General features: G+C 54.2%; 18 protein-coding genes. 9 read left to right on the plus strand and 9 right to left on the minus strand.

Features of this window, described 5'->3' with window-relative positions; translation table 11 throughout:
• Positions 1–13: 13 nt before the first annotated feature.
• Genes ABO_RS00525 through pilG form a run of 5 tightly spaced genes read right to left on the minus strand, consistent with a single transcriptional unit; the run spans position 14 to position 4,354 of the window.
• Complete coding sequence (locus ABO_RS00525; protein ID WP_011587403.1) at positions 14–892, minus strand: CheR family methyltransferase; 879 nt, start codon at positions 890–892, stop codon at positions 14–16.
• A gap of 31 nt (positions 893–923) precedes the next feature.
• Positions 924–2,951, minus strand: a complete 2,028-nt coding sequence (locus ABO_RS00530) for a methyl-accepting chemotaxis protein (protein ID WP_011587404.1) — start codon at positions 2,949–2,951, stop codon at positions 924–926.
• A 58-nt stretch (positions 2,952–3,009) separates the two neighbouring features.
• On the minus strand, positions 3,010–3,558 hold the full coding sequence (locus ABO_RS00535) for a chemotaxis protein CheW (RefSeq protein ID WP_011587405.1): 549 nt from the start codon (positions 3,556–3,558) through the stop codon (positions 3,010–3,012).
• An 11-nt stretch (positions 3,559–3,569) separates the two neighbouring features.
• On the minus strand, positions 3,570–3,938 hold the full coding sequence (gene pilH / locus ABO_RS00540) for a twitching motility response regulator PilH (protein ID WP_011587406.1): 369 nt from the start codon (positions 3,936–3,938) through the stop codon (positions 3,570–3,572).
• A gap of 32 nt (positions 3,939–3,970) precedes the next feature.
• On the minus strand, positions 3,971–4,354 hold the full coding sequence (gene pilG, locus ABO_RS00545) for a twitching motility response regulator PilG (protein WP_011587407.1): 384 nt from the start codon (positions 4,352–4,354) through the stop codon (positions 3,971–3,973).
• 312 nt (positions 4,355–4,666) lie between these two features.
• Here pilG and gshB point away from each other — a divergent pair, with 312 nt between their 5' ends.
• The 4 genes from gshB (at position 4,667) to ruvX (ending at position 7,830) form a co-directional block, all read left to right on the plus strand.
• Positions 4,667–5,620, plus strand: a complete 954-nt coding sequence (gene gshB, locus ABO_RS00550) for a glutathione synthase (protein ID WP_011587408.1) — start codon at positions 4,667–4,669, stop codon at positions 5,618–5,620.
• A 118-nt stretch (positions 5,621–5,738) separates the two neighbouring features.
• Entirely contained in the window at positions 5,739–6,617 is an 879-nt protein-coding gene (locus ABO_RS00555) for a TonB family protein (RefSeq protein ID WP_011587409.1), read from the plus strand.
• 171 nt (positions 6,618–6,788) lie between these two features.
• Entirely contained in the window at positions 6,789–7,349 is a 561-nt protein-coding gene (locus ABO_RS00560; protein WP_035461621.1) for a YqgE/AlgH family protein, read from the plus strand.
• Between the two features lie 79 nt (positions 7,350–7,428).
• Complete coding sequence (gene ruvX, locus ABO_RS00565) at positions 7,429–7,830, plus strand: Holliday junction resolvase RuvX (protein ID WP_011587411.1); 402 nt, start codon at positions 7,429–7,431, stop codon at positions 7,828–7,830.
• A 2-nt stretch (positions 7,831–7,832) separates the two neighbouring features.
• On the opposite strand, the gene ABO_RS00570 is transcribed toward ruvX, so the two are convergent.
• Positions 7,833–8,759, minus strand: coding sequence for a sterol desaturase family protein (locus ABO_RS00570; protein ID WP_041705199.1), 927 nt, complete (start codon positions 8,757–8,759; stop codon positions 7,833–7,835).
• Positions 8,760–8,892: 133 nt separating this feature from the next.
• On the opposite strand from ABO_RS00570, the gene ABO_RS00575 reads away from it, so the two are divergent.
• The gene (locus ABO_RS00575; protein ID WP_011587413.1) at positions 8,893–9,903 is read left to right on the plus strand and encodes a helix-turn-helix domain-containing protein; all 1,011 of its coding nucleotides are present in this window, start codon (positions 8,893–8,895) and stop codon (positions 9,901–9,903) included.
• Positions 9,904–9,934: 31 nt separating this feature from the next.
• On the opposite strand, the gene fghA is transcribed toward ABO_RS00575, so the two are convergent.
• Positions 9,935–10,780 carry an S-formylglutathione hydrolase gene (gene fghA, locus ABO_RS00580; protein WP_011587414.1) on the minus strand — a complete coding sequence of 282 codons (846 nt, stop codon included), beginning with the start codon at positions 10,778–10,780 and terminating at the stop codon, positions 9,935–9,937.
• A gap of 78 nt (positions 10,781–10,858) precedes the next feature.
• Complete coding sequence (locus ABO_RS00585; protein WP_011587415.1) at positions 10,859–11,968, minus strand: S-(hydroxymethyl)glutathione dehydrogenase/class III alcohol dehydrogenase; 1,110 nt, start codon at positions 11,966–11,968, stop codon at positions 10,859–10,861.
• Positions 11,969–12,069: 101 nt separating this feature from the next.
• Here ABO_RS00585 and ABO_RS00590 point away from each other — a divergent pair, with 101 nt between their 5' ends.
• From ABO_RS00590 to ABO_RS00600, 3 genes are all read left to right on the plus strand, one after another.
• Positions 12,070–12,942: a LysR family transcriptional regulator gene (locus ABO_RS00590; protein ID WP_011587416.1), complete on the plus strand. Its 873-nt coding sequence runs from the start codon at positions 12,070–12,072 to the stop codon at positions 12,940–12,942.
• A gap of 627 nt (positions 12,943–13,569) precedes the next feature.
• Positions 13,570–14,400: an HAD family hydrolase gene (locus ABO_RS00595; protein WP_011587417.1), complete on the plus strand. Its 831-nt coding sequence runs from the start codon at positions 13,570–13,572 to the stop codon at positions 14,398–14,400.
• A 91-nt stretch (positions 14,401–14,491) separates the two neighbouring features.
• The gene (locus ABO_RS00600; protein WP_041704579.1) at positions 14,492–15,907 is read left to right on the plus strand and encodes an amidase; all 1,416 of its coding nucleotides are present in this window, start codon (positions 14,492–14,494) and stop codon (positions 15,905–15,907) included.
• A 165-nt stretch (positions 15,908–16,072) separates the two neighbouring features.
• Here ABO_RS00600 and ABO_RS00605 read toward each other — a convergent pair whose 3' ends face one another.
• Positions 16,073–16,738, minus strand: a complete 666-nt coding sequence (locus ABO_RS00605) for a GntR family transcriptional regulator (protein ID WP_035461551.1) — start codon at positions 16,736–16,738, stop codon at positions 16,073–16,075.
• A 160-nt stretch (positions 16,739–16,898) separates the two neighbouring features.
• On the opposite strand from ABO_RS00605, the gene ABO_RS00610 reads away from it, so the two are divergent.
• On the plus strand, positions 16,899–18,047 hold the full coding sequence (locus ABO_RS00610) for an alkane 1-monooxygenase (protein WP_011587420.1): 1,149 nt from the start codon (positions 16,899–16,901) through the stop codon (positions 18,045–18,047).
• Positions 18,048–18,110 lie beyond the last annotated feature (63 nt).

Consider the following 18,110-nt stretch of genomic DNA (forward strand, 5'->3'; position numbering starts at 1 on the left):
CTTTCTGTGTTTGTTATTTACAGCGCCGAAATGCCAGTGTATCGGCAAAATGGACCCGCTCCAGGTCCGGGTGTTGCCAGTCGGTAACTTCACCGGGGCCAAGTATCAGAATGCCTCCCAGTGCGAGCCGTTCTGCCAGTCGGTTCAGGATCTGGCGCTTACGCCAACGGCGAAAATAAATCAGCATGTTCTGACAAAAAATTAGGTCCATGTTGTTTATTGGCGCAGTGCTAAGATCCAGCACGTTCAGTCGAGCAAAACAAATGCGTTCGCGCAGGTCGCGGGTGATTTCTACTGTTTGCCCGTTGTTGCTAGGCGTGAAATATTTCTGCCGTATCAACGGGTCAACCTGCAGCACTCGGCGCGCTGCATATTCGCCTTTGCGGGCTTTTGCTAAGGTGGGCAGGCTGATATCCGTGGCGGTGATACCGTAAAACAGTTTTTGTTCGCTAGTGGAAAATTGTTCGTTAATTATAATGGCGAGGGAGTAAGCCTCCTCGCCGGTGGAGCAGCCCACGCTCCACACGTCTAGGCTGGCCCCACCCGGTTGCTCGGCCATGAAGCGTTGGCTAAATTCTTCCACCAGTGCGTAAGAGCCTGGATGCCGAAAGAAGCTGGTTTCCTGGACGGTTAAGCGGTCCACCAGTACCGACCACTCCATGACCCGTGACTGGGTCGAGCCCATAACTAAGTGTTCGTAATAAGTCTCGTAGTCTTCAATGCCCAGCTCGCGCATGCGCATGTTTAAGCTGGTTTCGAGGAAGGTCTTGCGCTCGTTAGACAGCGTCATGCCGGTGCGGTCTTCCAGCAGCGTTTGCCACAGCTGGAATTGCTCCGCATTCATAGTGGGCATGCGTTTGATCGACCAGCGATCTGTCATTGCAGCACCCATGGCATTGCTCCTGAGCCCGGCTTAAGCCGGATCAGGAGTGCTCCGGTAGGCGGAAGCCGGCAACGGAATTACGCATGTCTTGGGCCATTTCAGCCAAGTTACCAATGGAACGAGCCGTGGCAGTAGTACCGGCAGAGGTCTGTGAGGTGATTTCCTGAATCACGTTCATGGTGTTGGAGATATGTCCCGCAGAGGCCGCTTGCTGACGCGCCGCGTTGGAAATGTTCTGGATCAGGTCTGCCAAGGTTTTGGATACGCTTTCAATTTCTTCCAGTGCCACGCCCGCATCCTGTGCCAAGCGCGCGCCTTTTACGACCTCGGCAGTGGTAGCTTCCATGGAAATAACGGCTTCGTTGGTATCGGTCTGAATAGTTTTTACCAAGGTTTCAATTTGTTTGGTGGCGGCGGCGGAGCGTTCTGCGAGGCGCTGTACCTCATCCGCAACGACTGCAAAGCCTCGGCCGGCTTCGCCGGCCATGGATGCCTGAATGGCGGCGTTCAAGGCGAGAATGTTGGTCTGGTCGGCAATGTCGTTAATCAGGGATACGATGTCACCAATTTCCTGGGAGGACTCACCCAAACGCTTGATCCGTTTGGAGGTTTCCTGGATCTGTTCGCGAATGGTGTCCATGCCGTGGATGGTGGCCTGTACGACTTCGGCGCCCTTGTTGGCGATGGCTACTGCCCGCTCTGCTACCGCGGCTGATTCGGCGGCGTTGGCGGATACCTGGTCAATGGACACTGCCATTTCGTTCACCGCAGCGGAGGCGCCGGCAATTTCCTGGGCTTGGTGCTCGGAGGCTTCGGCCAGGTGCATCGCCGTGGACTGAGTTTCTTGGGCTGCGGAAGCGACCTGTACCGCCGAGTTGTTGATCGTTTGTACCAGATTACGCAGTTGGTCAATGGAATAGTTGATGGAGTCAGCAATGGCACCGGTAAAATCCTCGGTGACAGTGGCCTGTACGGTTAGGTCACCGTCTGCTAGGTCGCCCAGTTCGTCGAGCAGACGTAGAATTGCCGCTTGGTTACGCTGGTTTTCACTTTCCAGTTCGTCTTTCAGCTTTGCCGCTTGGCGGTTCCGCTGGGCCATGATGATAAAGAAGAACAGCACCGCGAGACCCGCGGACACGCCACCTAGCCATACGGATGGAAACAGCCCGCTAGTGGTGTTTTCAAACTGGTTGTTCAGGTTGGTGGATTCTTCCAACAGGTCCTGAGAACGGCGGAAGATGGTGTCAGCTGCGTTACGTACCTGGAACAACTCGGGGGCCGTTTCTAGAATTTCATCCACGGACTGGTTAACGAATTCATCGAACAAGTCAGCAATTTCAGCCAGATAATCCAGGGCATCGGGGTCGTTTACCTGGTCAATGCCCATGGCCGCGTCACCCTCAATCATGCCGTTCATGATACGACCAAACAGGCTGGCATCACGGCCGAAGGAATCTGCAGCGATTACCGCGCCGTCGCCGCCTTCTAGCACTTTGGCGATGGACCTAACGATGCGTTCAGCCAGCCAGGACTGGCGCTGTGCAAAAGCAATTTGTTCTGGGGCGGCATCGGTGGTCACTAGAATTTCCACCACGCCTTCGTATTCGGCCTGTAGGGAAGGGATGGTCTGGGCCAGCGTATCTGCCACTTCGTGCAGGTCCAGTACTGTGTCCTCCCCTTTCAGAATCACGTCGGCGTTGGCGTTCACTTCATCCCATAGGGTTTGCAGACGGGCCATGGCTTCAGGGTCGCTAACCTGTTCGTCTTTTACGGCGTTCCAGGCTGACTGGAAGCCCTTCTGCGATTTATCCAGCAATTCAAAGGCGTCGGCGTTGCCGGCGGCCGCTTCCAGGGCGTTTTTGGCAATTTGCTGGGAGATCACCCGCATCTCGGAAGCGCGGGTGATGTTTTCCTGGGCCTTGTTTGCCGTAGTGGCGGACAGCAGAAAGTTAGCCAGTGCTAGTACGATAAAGATGGCTAGGCCTACATAAAGGGCAATATTCAGCGTGTTGCCCTCGCCTGCGCCCCCCCGCAGTTTTTCGAACAATGCTCCTGAATTGAACTTCATAATCTGGCTCCTGGCCTAGCGTACACTCTTCTTATGATCCCCGAGTTGCTTTATACGATTAGCCAGTATGGGCTACCTGCATAAAACGTGGATCCTCTGCCAGCCGAGTCAGGCTGAACACGGACCAATACTCCCCTTCCCGCCGGTAGGCCCCGCGCACGAAATTCGTGACGGCGGGATCGCTGACCGGGAGTGATTCCACAAATTCATCAATGGGGAAGTGCTGCATCCCCAATACCTCATCCACGGCCATGCCGGTGTAGAGGTCGTTCTGGTCCAGCACCAGCAAGCGACGGCGCCGTTCTTGAACCGGTGAACTTTTTTCCAGAAAGCCGCAGAGGTCCATCACGGTCATCAGGCGGCCTCGAACGTTAGCGACTCCTTTCATCCAGCTTCGTGCGCCGGGAACCCGGGTGTAAGCTGGCACGGAAAGGATTTCGGAAACCTCATCCAGTGGCGCCACGAATTTCTTGCCATCAAGCACAAAGCCCACACCACTCCAGTAGCTAACCGCGTCCTGCTGCATGGGCAGATCGTTGGCCTGCTCCCGACAGCGCTGGTTGTATTCAGCCAGTTTGATGTATGCGGAGGAGGCATTGTTGCTCATGAGGAGCTCCTTCAGGCGTCGTCCAGCATGCGGTTGACCGTTTGTAGGAGCACGTCTTCGTCCACCGGCTTGGTCAGGTAATCCCGAGCGCCTTGGCGTTTCCCCCAGACACGGTCCGTTTCCTGATCTTTGGTGGTGACGATAACAATGGGGATATGGGCAGTATCGGCGCCTTTAGTGAGTTGTCGGGTGGCTTGGAAACCGTTAAGGCCAGGCATTACCACATCCATCAAGACCAGCTCGGGGAGTTCGGAGCGCGCGGTGGCAACGCCATCAGCGCCGTTGGCGGCCTCGATCACCTCGTGGCCATGTCTTTCTAGAATCTCGCGCAACTTGTAAGTTTCAGTGGGCGAGTCATCCACAATCAGAATACGTGCCATCTTTTCCTCTTCAGGTTTAGCGGCTTAACCGCTTAACCATTGATATGCTGACGAATGGCACCCAAAAGCTCGTCTTTGGAAAACGGCTTGGTCAGGTACTCATCGGAACCAACGATGCGTCCCTTGGCCTTGTCAAACAGGCCATCTTTGGACGACAGCATGATCACCGGGGTTGCCTTGAAGGCGCTATTATTTTTGATCAGCGCGCAGGTCTGATAACCATCGAGACGCGGCATCATGATATCGACGAAAATGATATGGGGCTTGCTGTCGGCGATTTTGGCCAAGGCATCGAAGCCATCGGTGGCCGTGATTACTTCACAGCCTGCTTTCTTTAACAAAGTCTCGGCGGTACGACGAATCGTCTTGGAATCGTCGATTACCATTACCTTGAGGTCTTGGAAATTGTCAGTCATGGAAACTGCCTTCAACCGTGGACCGTAATTGGCCGCAACTTATTGTAATTTTTAGCCTTTCTAATGACTTTCTGAGCGGGACTTGTAGCGTCGTTAGCCCATGCGAAGTTTTTAACATAGATTCTATATTCAATCTATAAGGCCTTATGAAACTTGAGAAAATGTCCCGCTAACGGCCTTACTTAATAAGCGTCGGCGCCAATAGCGAACCGCTCTGTGCGCTGCTAACATTGCTTGGTTCATAGCACAGATCGTACCAATTCCCCCGCCGGCAGCGATTGAGTTGCCTGCGCCTTATAGAACGGAGACCCCATGAGCCTGCGTGTTGGTGTGGTGATGGACCCTATCGCCAAAATCAAACCCTGGAAAGATACCACCTTTGCCATGCTGCTGGAGGCACAGCGGCGCGGCTGGTCTCTGCTTTATATGGAGCCGGGGGACCTGTACATACGTGATGGTCGCACCTTTGCCATCACTCGGACACTGTCTGTCACCGACAATAACGACGATTGGTACCGCCTGGCCGATACTGTGAATCACGACCTAGCGGATTTGGATATTATTCTGATGCGTCAGGATCCGCCGTTTAATGCGGAATACATCTATGCGACCTACCTGCTCGAAAAGGCAGAGCAGGAAGGGGTGATGGTGGTGAATCGTCCGGGCAGCGTGCGTGATAGTAATGAAAAACTGTTCGCTACTGATTTCCCGCAGTGTTGTGCGCCGACACTGGTATCGAGTCAGTCCACCCTGCTGCGAGATTTTGTACAGGAGTTTGGTGATACGGTGATGAAGCCGCTGGACGGCATGGGCGGTAGCAATATTTTCCGAGTACGCAAAGATAGCCCGAACATTTCGGTGGTGATCGAGGTACTGACCCAGCACGGTAAGACGCCGATCATGGCGCAACGCTTTGTGCCGGAAATTACTGAAGGGGACAAGCGCATTCTGATGATCAACGGAGAGCCGGTGCCCTATGCGTTGGCGCGGATTCCCAAAGAAGGCGAGTTACGAGGCAATCTGGCGGCGGGGGGGACTGGGCAGGGCCGGGAGTTGAGTGACAGGGATCGCTGGATTTGTGAACAGGTGGGGCCGACGCTGAAGCGCAAAGGACTTTATTTTGTGGGGCTCGACGTAATTGGTGACTACCTCACAGAAATCAATGTGACTAGCCCTACTTGTGTCCGAGAGTTGGATGCGATTTTTGATATCAACATTGCCGGGCAGTTATTTGACGCTCTGCTCGAGTTGCGGTCGACATCATAGATCCGACCGCAGGGGCGGGACACACTGGCTGCTACCCTAGTGTGGCGGGTGTTGCCCGCCATGATTGGAATCCAATGGTTAACTAAAGTCGTCTAAGAGTTGTAGTGAAAACAATAATATGGAATCAAACCCTGCATCTGCTACCGCTTCTGATCGCCTCACCTTCACGGCTTTTCTTGCGTTGGCATTTCATGGCATTTTGATCTTCGGGGTGAGCTTTGCCCCGGAACTGCAGCGTGCGGCTCCCCATACCTTGGAAGTAACCCTAGCCCAACATCATAGCGATAGTGAGCCAGAGGAAGCAGATTTCATTGCACAGAGTAACCAGCACGGTTCCGGGGATCAGGCTGACAAGCGGGAGCTTACCACTACCGAGCAGGCTGATTTTGCTGACAGTCAGCTGGAAAAGGTGCAGCTCAAGGAAAAGACTACCCAGGAACGCAGGGATCGGGTCAGCCAGGAGCTGGTGATTACCACGGCCCAGGACAGTGAAGATAAGGTTAGTGCGGACCAGAAAAAAAAGACTGATCCTAAACCTTTGAAAGTGGCTAAACAGGAAAACCTGCAGGATCTGAGCCAGCAGATTGCCAGCTTGCAGGCACGGCTGGATGAACAGAAACAGGCTTACGCCAAGCGTCCCCGGGTACGTCGCCTGACATCAGTTTCTACCAAGGCTCACTTTGAAGCGGTCTACATCGATGGCTTTCGTCGCAAAGTGGAAACGATGGGGACCCGTAACTTTCCTGCCCGGGCACTGAGCAGCAACACATACGGAGCGGCGCGCCTGATGGTGGCGATCCAGAAAGATGGCACCCTAAAAGAAGTGCGACTGCTTAAATCCTCAGGCCATAAATTCCTTGATCAAGCGGCGATTCAGAGCGTGCGATTGGCTGCACCGTTCGATACATTCACGACTGAAATGAGCCGGAAGATGGATGTGCTGGAAATTATCCGTACCTGGAAATTCGATAGTAATCGCAGGGTGTCGTCTAAGTAGTGGCTTTCACAAAGATAGGGTAGAGCTGGGCATGGGTGCATGTTGTTTCGCTGGCCACTGAAGTAAAATCAACCTAGGGCCGTGGCGCTGCTGGTACGTTTCGGCAATAGCATCGAATTGGCGATAGGCTTGTCGCTTGCAGCCCTCTCTTCTGCCCCGGATACTGTGTCCATGGAAAACTCACCTTTGAAATACCAGTTGCTGGTGGCCATGCCACAAATGGCCGATCCGGATTTTGAACATTCCGTTACCTATATCGTTGAACATAGTAGTGAAGGGGCCATGGGGCTGACGCTTAATCGTCCGGTGCAAATCAGCCTGGGCGATATTCTCAGCGACATGGATATCGAGATCGAAGTGCCGCCGTCGGAACGACATCGGGTGGTGGCCGGTGGGCCAGTACAGCAGGAGGCCGGCTTTGTACTGCATAGCGCGGCTACCCGCTGGCACGCCAGCATTCCTCTCAGCGATGGACTGATTCTCACCACTAGCCGCGATATCCTGGAAGCCATCGCTATTGGTGAAGGCCCTGAACAATCGCTCATTTGTCTTGGTTATGCTGGGTGGGATGCCGGTCAGTTGGAACAGGAGCTAGTCGATAATGCCTGGCTCAGCACTCCCGCCAGCCGCGAATTGGTGCTTGAGACACCTTTTGAACAAACTTGGCACGCTGCCGCTGCCCGCATTGGTGTTGATATGAGCCTGATCGCTACGCAGGCGGGGCATTGTTGACTCACGCTGACATGCCGAAGGCTCCATACAACACCCGGTGCCAGCCTGGGGTGTCTAGCGTGGAGTATGCCGTCTCATTATGATTTTAGCCTTTGATTACGGTACACAAAAAATCGGAGTGGCCAGCGGTAACGAGCTGCTGGGTACCGCCACTCCTCTGAAAGCCTTGCCTTGCAAAAACACCCAGCCCAACTGGGATGACATTGCCGCGCTGCTAAAAGAGTGGGAGCCGGAAGCATTGGTGGTTGGTTTGCCGCTCAATATGGATGGCAGCGACAGTGAATCTACTGTCCGCGCGCGAAAATTTGCCAATCGTTTGCACGGACGCTTCGGCAAAAAAGTGTGGTTGATCGATGAGCGACTGAGCACCCGCGAAGCCCGCGAACGTACCGGTATTAAGAAAGCAGATAGCCGGGTAGATTCTATGGCGGCGGTGATTATTGCTGAAGGTTTCTTTGCGGGTGATGCAAAGGTCTTTTAATTTTAGCGCGACTGCTCCCGTTCCCATTCCGGCGGTTTCCATAGATGTTTCAGGCGCTGCGTTAGCGGGCCTTTCTGGCCCATGGCTCGGAACATGTCCAGGTATTCGTGGCACCAGTTCACCACCAGACTGTTGCTATACACCGGGCGGGTGATGCCGTACTCCACTGGCTGGTCGTTTTTTTCTTCCACGAAGGTGCCGAACAGACGGTCCCAAATAATAAAGACACCGGCATAGTTTTGGTCGATGTATTCCGGGTTGCGGCCATGGTGGACACGGTGGTGGCTGGGGGTATTGAAAATGAATTCGATGGCCGGGTGCAGCTTGCCCACCAGAGTGGTGTGAATAAGGTATTGGTACACCAGCGATAGCGCATAGCACACCCCGATCCACACCGGGTTGAAGCCCAGGAACGCCAGCGGCACGTAGAACAGCCAGCCACCATTAAAAATGTTGGTAGCGTTTTGACGCATGGCGGTGGAGAAGTTCATTCGCTCGGAAGAGTGGTGGGTCACATGGGCGGCCCAGAACCAGCGCACCCGGTGAGAGGTGCGATGGAAGCCGTAGTAACAGAAGTCCACCAGCAACCACAGGCCAATGGCCGTGAATAGGGTCAACTCCACGTCCAGTAGACGGTGTTGGTAGGCAAAGGCATACACCGGAAAAGCAATCAGCCCGGCGAACAGCAGTTCGGTGGTTTGATAGCCTGCTCCCAGCATGAAATTCAGCCACGATTCACGACCATCCACCAACCGATTGTTGTGGCGAATCTTGCGGTACTCCCACAGAAACAGGCCGATAAAGAGTGGCGTTGCCACCACGAAAATCAGTTGCCGTGCATCCAGAGCTAGCCAGTTGGGCAGCACATTCCAGAGTGGTGCCAGGCCGCTGTTTTGCCAGACATTGTTGAACCAGTCCATTAGTGCCATGGGAGCCTCGAGATTGGTGAGGAGCGTGGTAGAGCTGGCAGTGTGCGACAAGTACGACTTCCTGTATTGACGATCTGTGCCTTATTTTTGACAATTGGCGCCAATAGGGCAACGTTGTCGATAAGGAGATCCCATGGCCACCGCCATGCGCGTTACTGGTGCTTGGGTGCAACTGCTCACGGATTGGCTTGATCGAGAAAACCTGCCGGCTCCGACATTGCGAGCCGTGCTGGACAGCCGATCCCCTGCGGATTTGGTGCCGCTGCCGTTATGGCGGGATTTATTGCAGCAAGCGGTGGCGTTGCGCCCGGAGCGGCTGGCGCCAGGGCTGGAAATTGGCGCCCTAATACAGCCCCGTCATGTGGGTATGTTGGGATATCTGATTCTCACCTGCCGGACCTTGGGCGAGGCCATGCTCGCCTACCAGCGCTATGAAACCCTGTTCTATGGCCAGGACATGGTGGAGGCGGTGGGGGAAGGCGATCAGATATTGGTGCGTTGGCCCGGCGAAATTACCACTGGGGAGCTGGCGGATAGCGTCGCCATAGCGGCGTTGATCAGCTTTCTACGCCGGCAAGTGGACGCCCCCCCGGTGCCGGCCCAGGTAGCGTTCGCCTTTGCCGCCCCCGCGGCGCCGGTTCGGGCAGCGTATGAGGCTTTCTTTGGTTGTGAAGTGGTTTTTGAACAGGCACATACTTGCGTGGCCTTTCCTGTGCATTTTCTCGCCATTGCCTTGCCGCACAGCGACCCGAGCATGCGTAGCCTGCTGGACCGGCAAGCCCAGGCCATGCTGTCGGCGTTGCCGGGGTCCGGTAGTTTTGATCGGGCACTGCAACACGCCATGGTGAGGTTAATGCCGGAAGCGGCAGTGACCTTGCCGCGGCTGGCCGCTGAGCTGCATATGTCTGTGCGGACGCTGCAGCGGCGCCTTACGCAGAGGCAATTAACCTGGCGAGAGTTGCTGGATCGTACTCGCGAGCAGTTGGCGCGCCATTACCTGGCAGACCGGTCGCTGACCTTGGGGGATATTGCCCTGTTGTTGGGGTTTTCCGAACACAGTGCTTTCAGTCGTGCCTACCGGCGCTGGACGGGTACGACGCCGGCGCGTACCCGCAAGCAGATGGGGGAGGCATACAAGCCATGAATGTTGTGGTTGCAACACGCCTTGCCGGACTTTACTGGCTCAAGTGATAAAAGTGGTACCTGAGGTGATCATCAATGAAGCTGGCGATAAAGAAATAGGAGTGATCGTAACCGGGCTGAATGCGTAGGGTGATTGGTACGCCAGCTTCTTCGCAGGCGGCGCTTAATGCTTCCGGGCGAAGCTGGCCGTCGCGGTAGAAATTATCCGCGTCTCCTTGATCCACCATTAGCGGCAGCGGGCTGCCGCTGCGTTTGAGTAGCTCGCAGCTATCCCACGCTTTCCAGCGTTCCTTGTCTTCACCCAAATAGCCGCCTAGGGCTTTTTCGCCCCATGGGCATTGGCTGGGGTTGCAGATCGGGGCAAAGGCCGACACTGAGGTGTAGCGGCCGGGGTTCTTCATCGCACAGACCAGGGCGCCGTGGCCGCCCATGGAATGACCACTGATGGCCTGCTTGCCGTTGAGGGGGAAATGTTCCTGAACCAGCGCGGGCAATTCTTCCGTTACATAATCGTACATGCGGTAGTGCTGGCTCCAGGGCGACTGGGTGGCATTTACATAGAAGCCGGCACCGGAACCAAAGTCGTAGCTGTCGTGTTCACCGGGTAGGTCTGTGCCCCGCGGGCTGGTATCCGGACAAACAATGGCCAGCCCTAGTTCGGCTGCAGTTCTGTGAGCGCCGGCTTTCTGCATGAAATTTTCATCGGTGCAGGTTAGCCCGGACAGCCACCACAGTAGCGGCACATCATTGCCCTCCGCTGCCGGAGGCAGGTAGAGGGCAAAGATCATTTCGCAGTTGAGTGCCTGGCTGTGATGTTTATAGCGTTTCAACCAGCCACCAAAGGATTTAGTGGCAGAAACCAGTTCGATATCGGACATGAGGCAACCCCTCTAAAACGGTAGTGGAAGCTCGCCTGCAAGCGATTTTCACCAGCAGGCTGGCTGCCACAGTAAAGGCTAGAAAAGAATGACGGACCGAATGCTCTTGCCTTCGTGAAGTAGGTCGAAGGCGGTATTGATGTCTTCCAGGCCCATGGTGTGGGTAACGAATTCATCAATCTTGATTTCGCCTTTCATGTAACGATCCACATAACCGGGCAGCTCTGTGCGGCCTTTAACGCCGCCGAAGGCAGAGCCTTTCCAGACTCGACCGGTTACCAGCTGGAACGGGCGAGTGGAGATTTCTTCACCGGCACCGGCTACGCCAATAATAATGGATTCACCCCACCCTTTGTGGCAGCACTCCAGAGCAGACCGCATCACGTTGACATTGCCGATGCACTCGAAGGAATAGTCCACGCCCCCGTCGGTGAGCTCGACAATCACTTCTTGAATAGAGTCGTTGTAATCCTTGGGATTGATGAAGTCGGTGGCGCCAAATTGCCGCGCCAGGGTTTCTTTGCCCGGGTTGGTGTCGATGGCAATAATACGCTCTGCCTTGGCCATCACCGCGCCTTGAATCACCGACAGGCCGATGCCGCCGAGCCCGAATACGGCCACGGTGGAGCCGGCTTCTACCTTGGCGGTATTAAGAACGGCACCAATACCGGTGGTGACCCCGCAGCCGAGCAGGCAGATTTTATCCAGCGGGGCTTCTTTGCTCACCTTGGCTAGGGAAATTTCCGGCACCACGGTGTATTCAGAAAAGGTGCTGGTGCCCATGTAATGGTGCAGCAGTTTGCCTTTCAGGGAGAAGCGGCTGGTGCTATCGGGCATTAGGCCCTTGCCTTGGGTGGCACGCACGGCCTGGCACAGGTTGGTCTTGCCGCTGAGGCAGAATTTACACTTGCGACATTCGGCGGTGTAGAGCGGAATTACATGGTCACCGGGTTTCAGGCTGGTGACGCCTTCGCCCACTTCCTGGACGATGCCGGCGCCTTCATGGCCGAAGATGGAGGGGAATAGACCTTCCGGATCTTTCCCGGACAGGGTGTAGGCATCGGTGTGGCAGACGCCGGTGGCGACGATCTGTACCAGCACTTCGCCGGCCTTGGGGCCGGCCACATCGACTTCTTCGATAACCAAAGGTTTACCTGCTTCCCAGGCCACGGCGGCGCGCGATTTCATACCCTGTCTCCAGATCATAATTAAACGAGCATTGAGTCTACTGGGTATGCAATAGGGAAATAAGGCACAATTCAGCAATAGATTATTGCTCAGGAGCAACAATGCAGCATTGGGACCGGATTGAGGCCTTTGTGGAGGTGGTGCGTGGTGGTTCATTTGCACGGGCCGCCCGGCACTTGGGCGTGTCCAGCTCCCATGTGAGCCGGTTGGTGGCGCGGCTGGAAACCCAGCTGGGGACGCAGCTTTTGTATCGCACCACCCGGCGGTTAACGCTCACGGATGCGGGCACGGTCTATTTCGAGCATTGCTGCCAATTGTTTGATGGGTTTCAGGAGGCGCTGAATGCGATCAGTGATTTCCAGCAACAGCCCACGGGGGTGTTGCGGCTGACCTGCGCCACCACTTTTGGCGAGCGTTTCATCGCGCCGCTGGTGAACGACTTTCTGGCGCGTCACCCGCAATTATCCGTGCAGCTGGATTTCACCAACCGGCGGGTGGACATCGTGGATGAAGGTTTCGATGTAGCCATTCGCACCGGGGCCTTGCCGGATTCCTCCCTGATTGCGCGTAAGCTCTGCCCGCGACGGGAATATGTGGTGGGCTCGCCGGGCTATTTTTCTCGCCATGCTCGCCCACATACGTTGGGGGAGTTAAGCGGCCATAATTGTCTGCAGGGCTCGTCGGAGCAGTGGACCTTTGATGTGGACGGCCAGCATCGCCACAGCAAGGTCCAGGGAAACTGGAAAGGCAATTCTGGGGCCGCCTTGCTGGATGCGGCTCGCAAGGGCATCGGGCTGGCACAATTACCCGATTATTATGTGGGGGAAGACTTGGCGCGTGGTCAGTTGGTGTCGGTGTTAGATCAGTACGCCTGCACGCATACCGCTGTGTGGGTTGTTTACCCTCGCCACCGGCATTTGTCGCCGAAGGTGCGTCAGTGTGTGGATTTTTTGGTTGAGAAGATGGGGCGTTGAAGGAGTGAGGGTCGTACTGATTGTGGCCATTCACCTGATAGAGCCACAACAGTTGCTGGAACTTACCGACGGCAAACTGGCTGTCTTGATTTAAGAGCTATGGAGTTTCAAGGTTTGCATCGTTGTCCATAAGTATGCCCCAGAGCCTTCATGATCAGGTTTGGGTTTGGACTGTTGGGCATAGTCTAATCCACGACTCGTTGTGCGTAGAGAGTAAGCACCGCAATCGAATAGCTCAAACGCCGCGGTTCATATATAGCGGGCTGTTGAAAGCTGGTTAAGGGGCTTCCAATACGTACGCTACAGATTGCCTGATACCAACAGAGCGGTAATGCTTTTCGACAGAATGCCGTTCTCTCATGCCAGATAATCGTAGCGCGCTCGATGTTCCCCTCCAACGATGCAGTGGTGTGGAGAACGGTGTAGCCTGAATGGGGCATCAACCTGGTGGTTTTCTGTTTGAAATCAGAAGAAAAGAAACGTCGCTTCCTGGCCATCTGACATCTCACGTAGAGTGGCAACTTTACCCCCTACGTTGATGTCTAGATGCAGTAGACCGCTACGCCATGGCAAAACAGCAACAAGGAAATAAGCAACAATCACGCACTTCTCACATTCAAGGTCATCATGAGCATTCTGCAACTTCCCCATGCCCGCCCTGATGTTATCCTCATTGACTGGCATGCCACCCTAGTGGATACCCACGACGCCATGTATCACGCGGTAGATGATATTCTTCCTCAGTTGCATGAAATTGACCTTTGGAATCGGCTACTGGATCCGGATGACTCTAAGACCATCGAAGATGCCAAGCTATTGATTTACGTTAAAGATCATCGTCGACTTCATCCCAAAATTGTTTCCCAGCGAAAAATATCCCGCACCGACATTTTTGAAGTGCTATTCGGTAGTGATCAGGAAGCTAAAGAGCGTGCCCACCGGGTTTTTGATCAAGCCTATCGCAAATATGTAGCAGAGGTTCACCCCCTAGAACCGGACACTCGCGAGCAACTTGAGCATCTTCGCCAGCTGAATATACGGCTCGGCCTGATTTCCAACCGTAAACGCGAATTTTTGGAACACGAACTGGCTCTAGTGGACGGCAGCGGCTGGGAAGATCTGTTTGATGTGGTGGTATGCGGCAGCGATGTCGAAGAGCGTAAGCCTTCACCTCAGATGCTATATGAAGCCATGAAAATCCTCGATAAACCGCCCGCGGAAAGCTGCTGGTATGTAGGCGACAGCACCACGGATGTTATTGCGGCCAAGGAAGCTGGGGTGACTTCCGTTTTCTATAATGGGGCTAACTGGGATCAAGCATGGCTGGATAAGATCTTTCCACATACAGTTAAACACCCCCATCGCCCTGACGCTGTGGTTCGCAGCATTGCCGAGCTAACAACACTGGCTCGCCATTTGCTTGCCCAGCACAAACGAGTAGAACGGGCCCGAGGGTGATTAGAGGCCTGATTGGCCCAATCAGCCACCGTCTTCTTTGCCTCAAAAAGGTACATTCGTACCAATAGTATTTTCAACACGCGAGAGCCCTATGAGCCAATACCGTCTGCATGCTTTTAGTGATGACGCCCTAGGCACGGATGACGCCACGGCCTTGGCAGAACGCTTGCGCAAAGGCCACATCACAACTAAAGATGTTACGGAGGCCGCCATTGCCCGCTTGCAACGGGTTAACCCTGTCATTAATGGTTTGGCTTTGGAAACATTCATCGACGCCCGAGATAGAGCGAATGAAGGCGGCTTTAATGGTTTTTTCTCCGGTGTTCCCAGCTTAATTAAAGACAATATCGATTTGGCTGGGCTGCCTACAGGTCATGGCAGTGCTGCGGTTGGGGCTAAACCCATGAAGAAAACCAGCGTGCTGGCCAAACAATATCTGGCCCAAGGTTTTAATATACTAGGCAAAACCACCCTGCCGGCTTTTGGTTTCACTGCGTCCACGGAGTGGGCCCAGGGTTCCTCCACTCGTAACCCTTGGCACCTTAAGTATTCTGCTGGCGGCTCCTCTGGTGGCAGCGCAGCCTTAGTGGCAGCTGGAGCTGTGCCCATTGCCCACGGTAACGATGGTGGGGGCTCTATTCGCATCCCCGCCGCTGCCTGCGGCTTGGTGGGCTTGAAAAGTACTCGTGGTCGCTTGGTTACTCAGGAAGCTGGCAAAGCCTTGCCAATCAATATCATCAGTGATGGCGTACTCAGTCGTACCGTGCGCGACACCGCCAATTTCTTTGCGGAAGCCGAAAAGTACTACCGTAACCGCAAACTGCCGCCTATCGGCCACGTTCGTCGCCCTGGCAAGCAACGTCTACGTATTGGCCTGATGGTGGATTCTATCGCCGGCGACGCCACGTGCCCGCAGACTCGTGCAGCGGTAGAGGCGACGGGTAAACGGCTGGCTGGGCTGGGCCATCATGTGGATGTGGCCCATATCGATCTGCCGCGGCGTTTCGTGGATGATTTCTTGCTCTACTGGGCCATGCTGGCTTTTTTTGTGAGCAAATTCGGGCGGGTCCTGTTTCCCCAAGGGTTCGATAGCAAGCAATTGGACCCGCTCTCACAGGGACTGGCCCGCTATTACCGACAGCGCTTTGTGAGGACCCCCGGCATGTTGCGTCAACTCAAACAAAGCCAGGCCCACTATGCCCAAGTATTTAGCCAATACGATGTCGTTCTTACTCCTGTGCTCGCCCATACTACCCCTGAACTGGGGTATCTTGGCGCTGATGTGGATTTTGACACTCAGCTTGAACGGCTACTTCGCTACTCTACCTTCACTCCTGCCAATAACGCGTCGGGTAGTCCGGGCCTCTCTCTCCCCCTTGGAAAAGCAGAAAATGGGCTGCCTATTGGAGTACAACTGAATGGGCGTCTTGGTGATGAGCGTACTCTGATTGAGTTGGCTTTTGAGTTGGAGGAACAGCAGCCGTTTCGTCACCTAGGCCAGTGTTAATGCTGTATGGGTTAAGGTCTATACCCTTCCTCCGCCGTTAGCAGAATGCCGTCTACGGCGTCGGTATCAGCGAGGGGGGGAAGTGCGCCTGAGGCACCAGGAAAACAAGGTGCTATTTAATCGTTGTATGCGTGGCGTCGTAAGGTTAACCCTTTAGCTTCTTTGCTAAGCCACATTGCGTTTGGCAATGGCGCGCAGAACGATTTGACATTGATTCTCGCCGTATTCGCGGATATCCGCTTCAGCATCGGCCACGTTGCGGCTGACGACATTGACTTGCAGGCGCTTGAAAATCTGGAGTGATACATCGAATTCCGAGATATCTTCCTGCAGAGCGATAAAGGAATAGCGTTTAAGGAGGGGGATGAGGTTCAGAATGTTGCTGGCCAAATAGCGGTTATGGGCGAAGCGCCGGGTGGCGATTTCCACAAAATGGAAAGCTAGCTTATGTGCAGAGCGCATATCGTTATTCATAAAGTGCTGCTCAAGCTGTGGCAGCATTTCCACTAAATCTTCGATATCGCCGGGTTGCCAACGGGCGGCGGCCTGCCCGGCGAGCCCTGACAGTAGCATAAACAGGAAATCGTAAAGATCGCGTACCTGCTTGTCGGTGACCTCACAAACACGTGCGCCTTTGCGCGGTTGAAGCTCAATTATGTGCTGCTTTTCCAAGAGCCGAAAGGCTTCCCTGAGTGAGTTGGTGCTCACATCCAATTGCTTGGCAAGATCATTTTCCGGCAACCGGCTGCCGGGGGCGAGTTCGCCGGTAATGATCTGTTCGCTTAGATGTCGGGCGATTTGTTCACTGAGGCTCACGGCTTGTAGCGACATGGTGGGGTCCTTACTGGGGCCTTGTCTAATTTGGGCCATTATCCATCATGGGCCTAATATCTCATTAATTGAGTTGTTTGACAATTCATGAACTCATGGGTAGTCTCACCGTGACATTGATGACTGTGACTGTTTGGCTTGAACTAGCGAGGTGTGAGCCATGTTCGAGAATACGAATCCTGATGTAATGCTAAAAATGAAAAAATATGGCTACCTGGCTTTTTGGGCAATTATGGTGCCGCTTGTTCCTTTTTCTGCCTTCGTGGGGGTGGAAAGTGGCACGCAGGATTATTGGGCCTGGTTTATGTATGCCTTCATCTTCGGGATTATCCCGGTACTGGATTATTTGGTGGGTAAAGATCCGACTAATCCCAGTGAAGATGTGCAGGTTCCCACTATGAGTGAGGAAGTTTTTTACCGGGTCTCTGCAATCGCCATGGGCTTCGTATGGATCGCGGTATTGTTCTATGCTGGTCATATTTTCATGAACAATGGCTACGGTCTGCTGGGCAAAATCGGTTGGATTGTCTCTATTGGCACCGTAGGTGGCATTATCGCAATCAATTTGGGGCATGAGTTGATCCACAAAGATCCCAAAGTGGAAAATTGGATGGGTGGTTTGTTGCTGTCTAGCGTCACCTATGCGGGTTTCAAGGTGGAGCATGTGCGGGGTCATCACGTCCACGTATCTACCCCGGATGACGCATCGTCCAGCCGTTATAACCAAAGTCTGTATAACTTTCTTCCCAAGGCGTTTGTACATAACTTCATTAACGCCTGGAGTCTGGAAAAAAAATACCTGGAGCGTAAAGGGAAGAAGAACATTAGTGTTCATAATGAACTTATCTGGTGGTACAGCATTTCTGCGTTGTTCGCGGCCACATTCGGACTGCTTTGGGGTTGGCAGGGGGTGGTGTTCTTTCTGGGGCAGAGTTTCTTTGCCGCCCTAGCCTTAGAGATCATTAACTACATTGAACACTACGGTTTGCATCGCCGTGTGAATGACAAGGGGCGTTTCGAGCGGGTGACACCTGCACATAGCTGGAACTCCAACTTCTTGTTAACTAACTTGGCCCTGTTTCAACTACAGCGCCACAGTGACCACCATGCTTACGCCAAGCGTCGTTATCAGGTCTTGCGCCATTATGAAGAAAGTCCGCAGTTGCCGGCAGGTTACGCCACCATGTATGTGTTGGCCTTGATACCGCCACTGTGGAGAAAGGTGATGAATCCTCGAGTAGAAGCGTATTACGAGGGTGAATTGGATCAACTGTTCCGCGATGGCAAGCGAGTGAACAATATCGCTTAATGCGGATAACTGTTCTTTATCAATGCTGAATAAAAAAGCCTCGACTATGCCGAGGCTTTTTTA

The sequence above is a fragment of the Alcanivorax borkumensis SK2 genome (assembly GCF_000009365.1).
GTDB classification, from domain to species: Bacteria; Pseudomonadota; Gammaproteobacteria; order Pseudomonadales; family Alcanivoracaceae; genus Alcanivorax; species Alcanivorax borkumensis.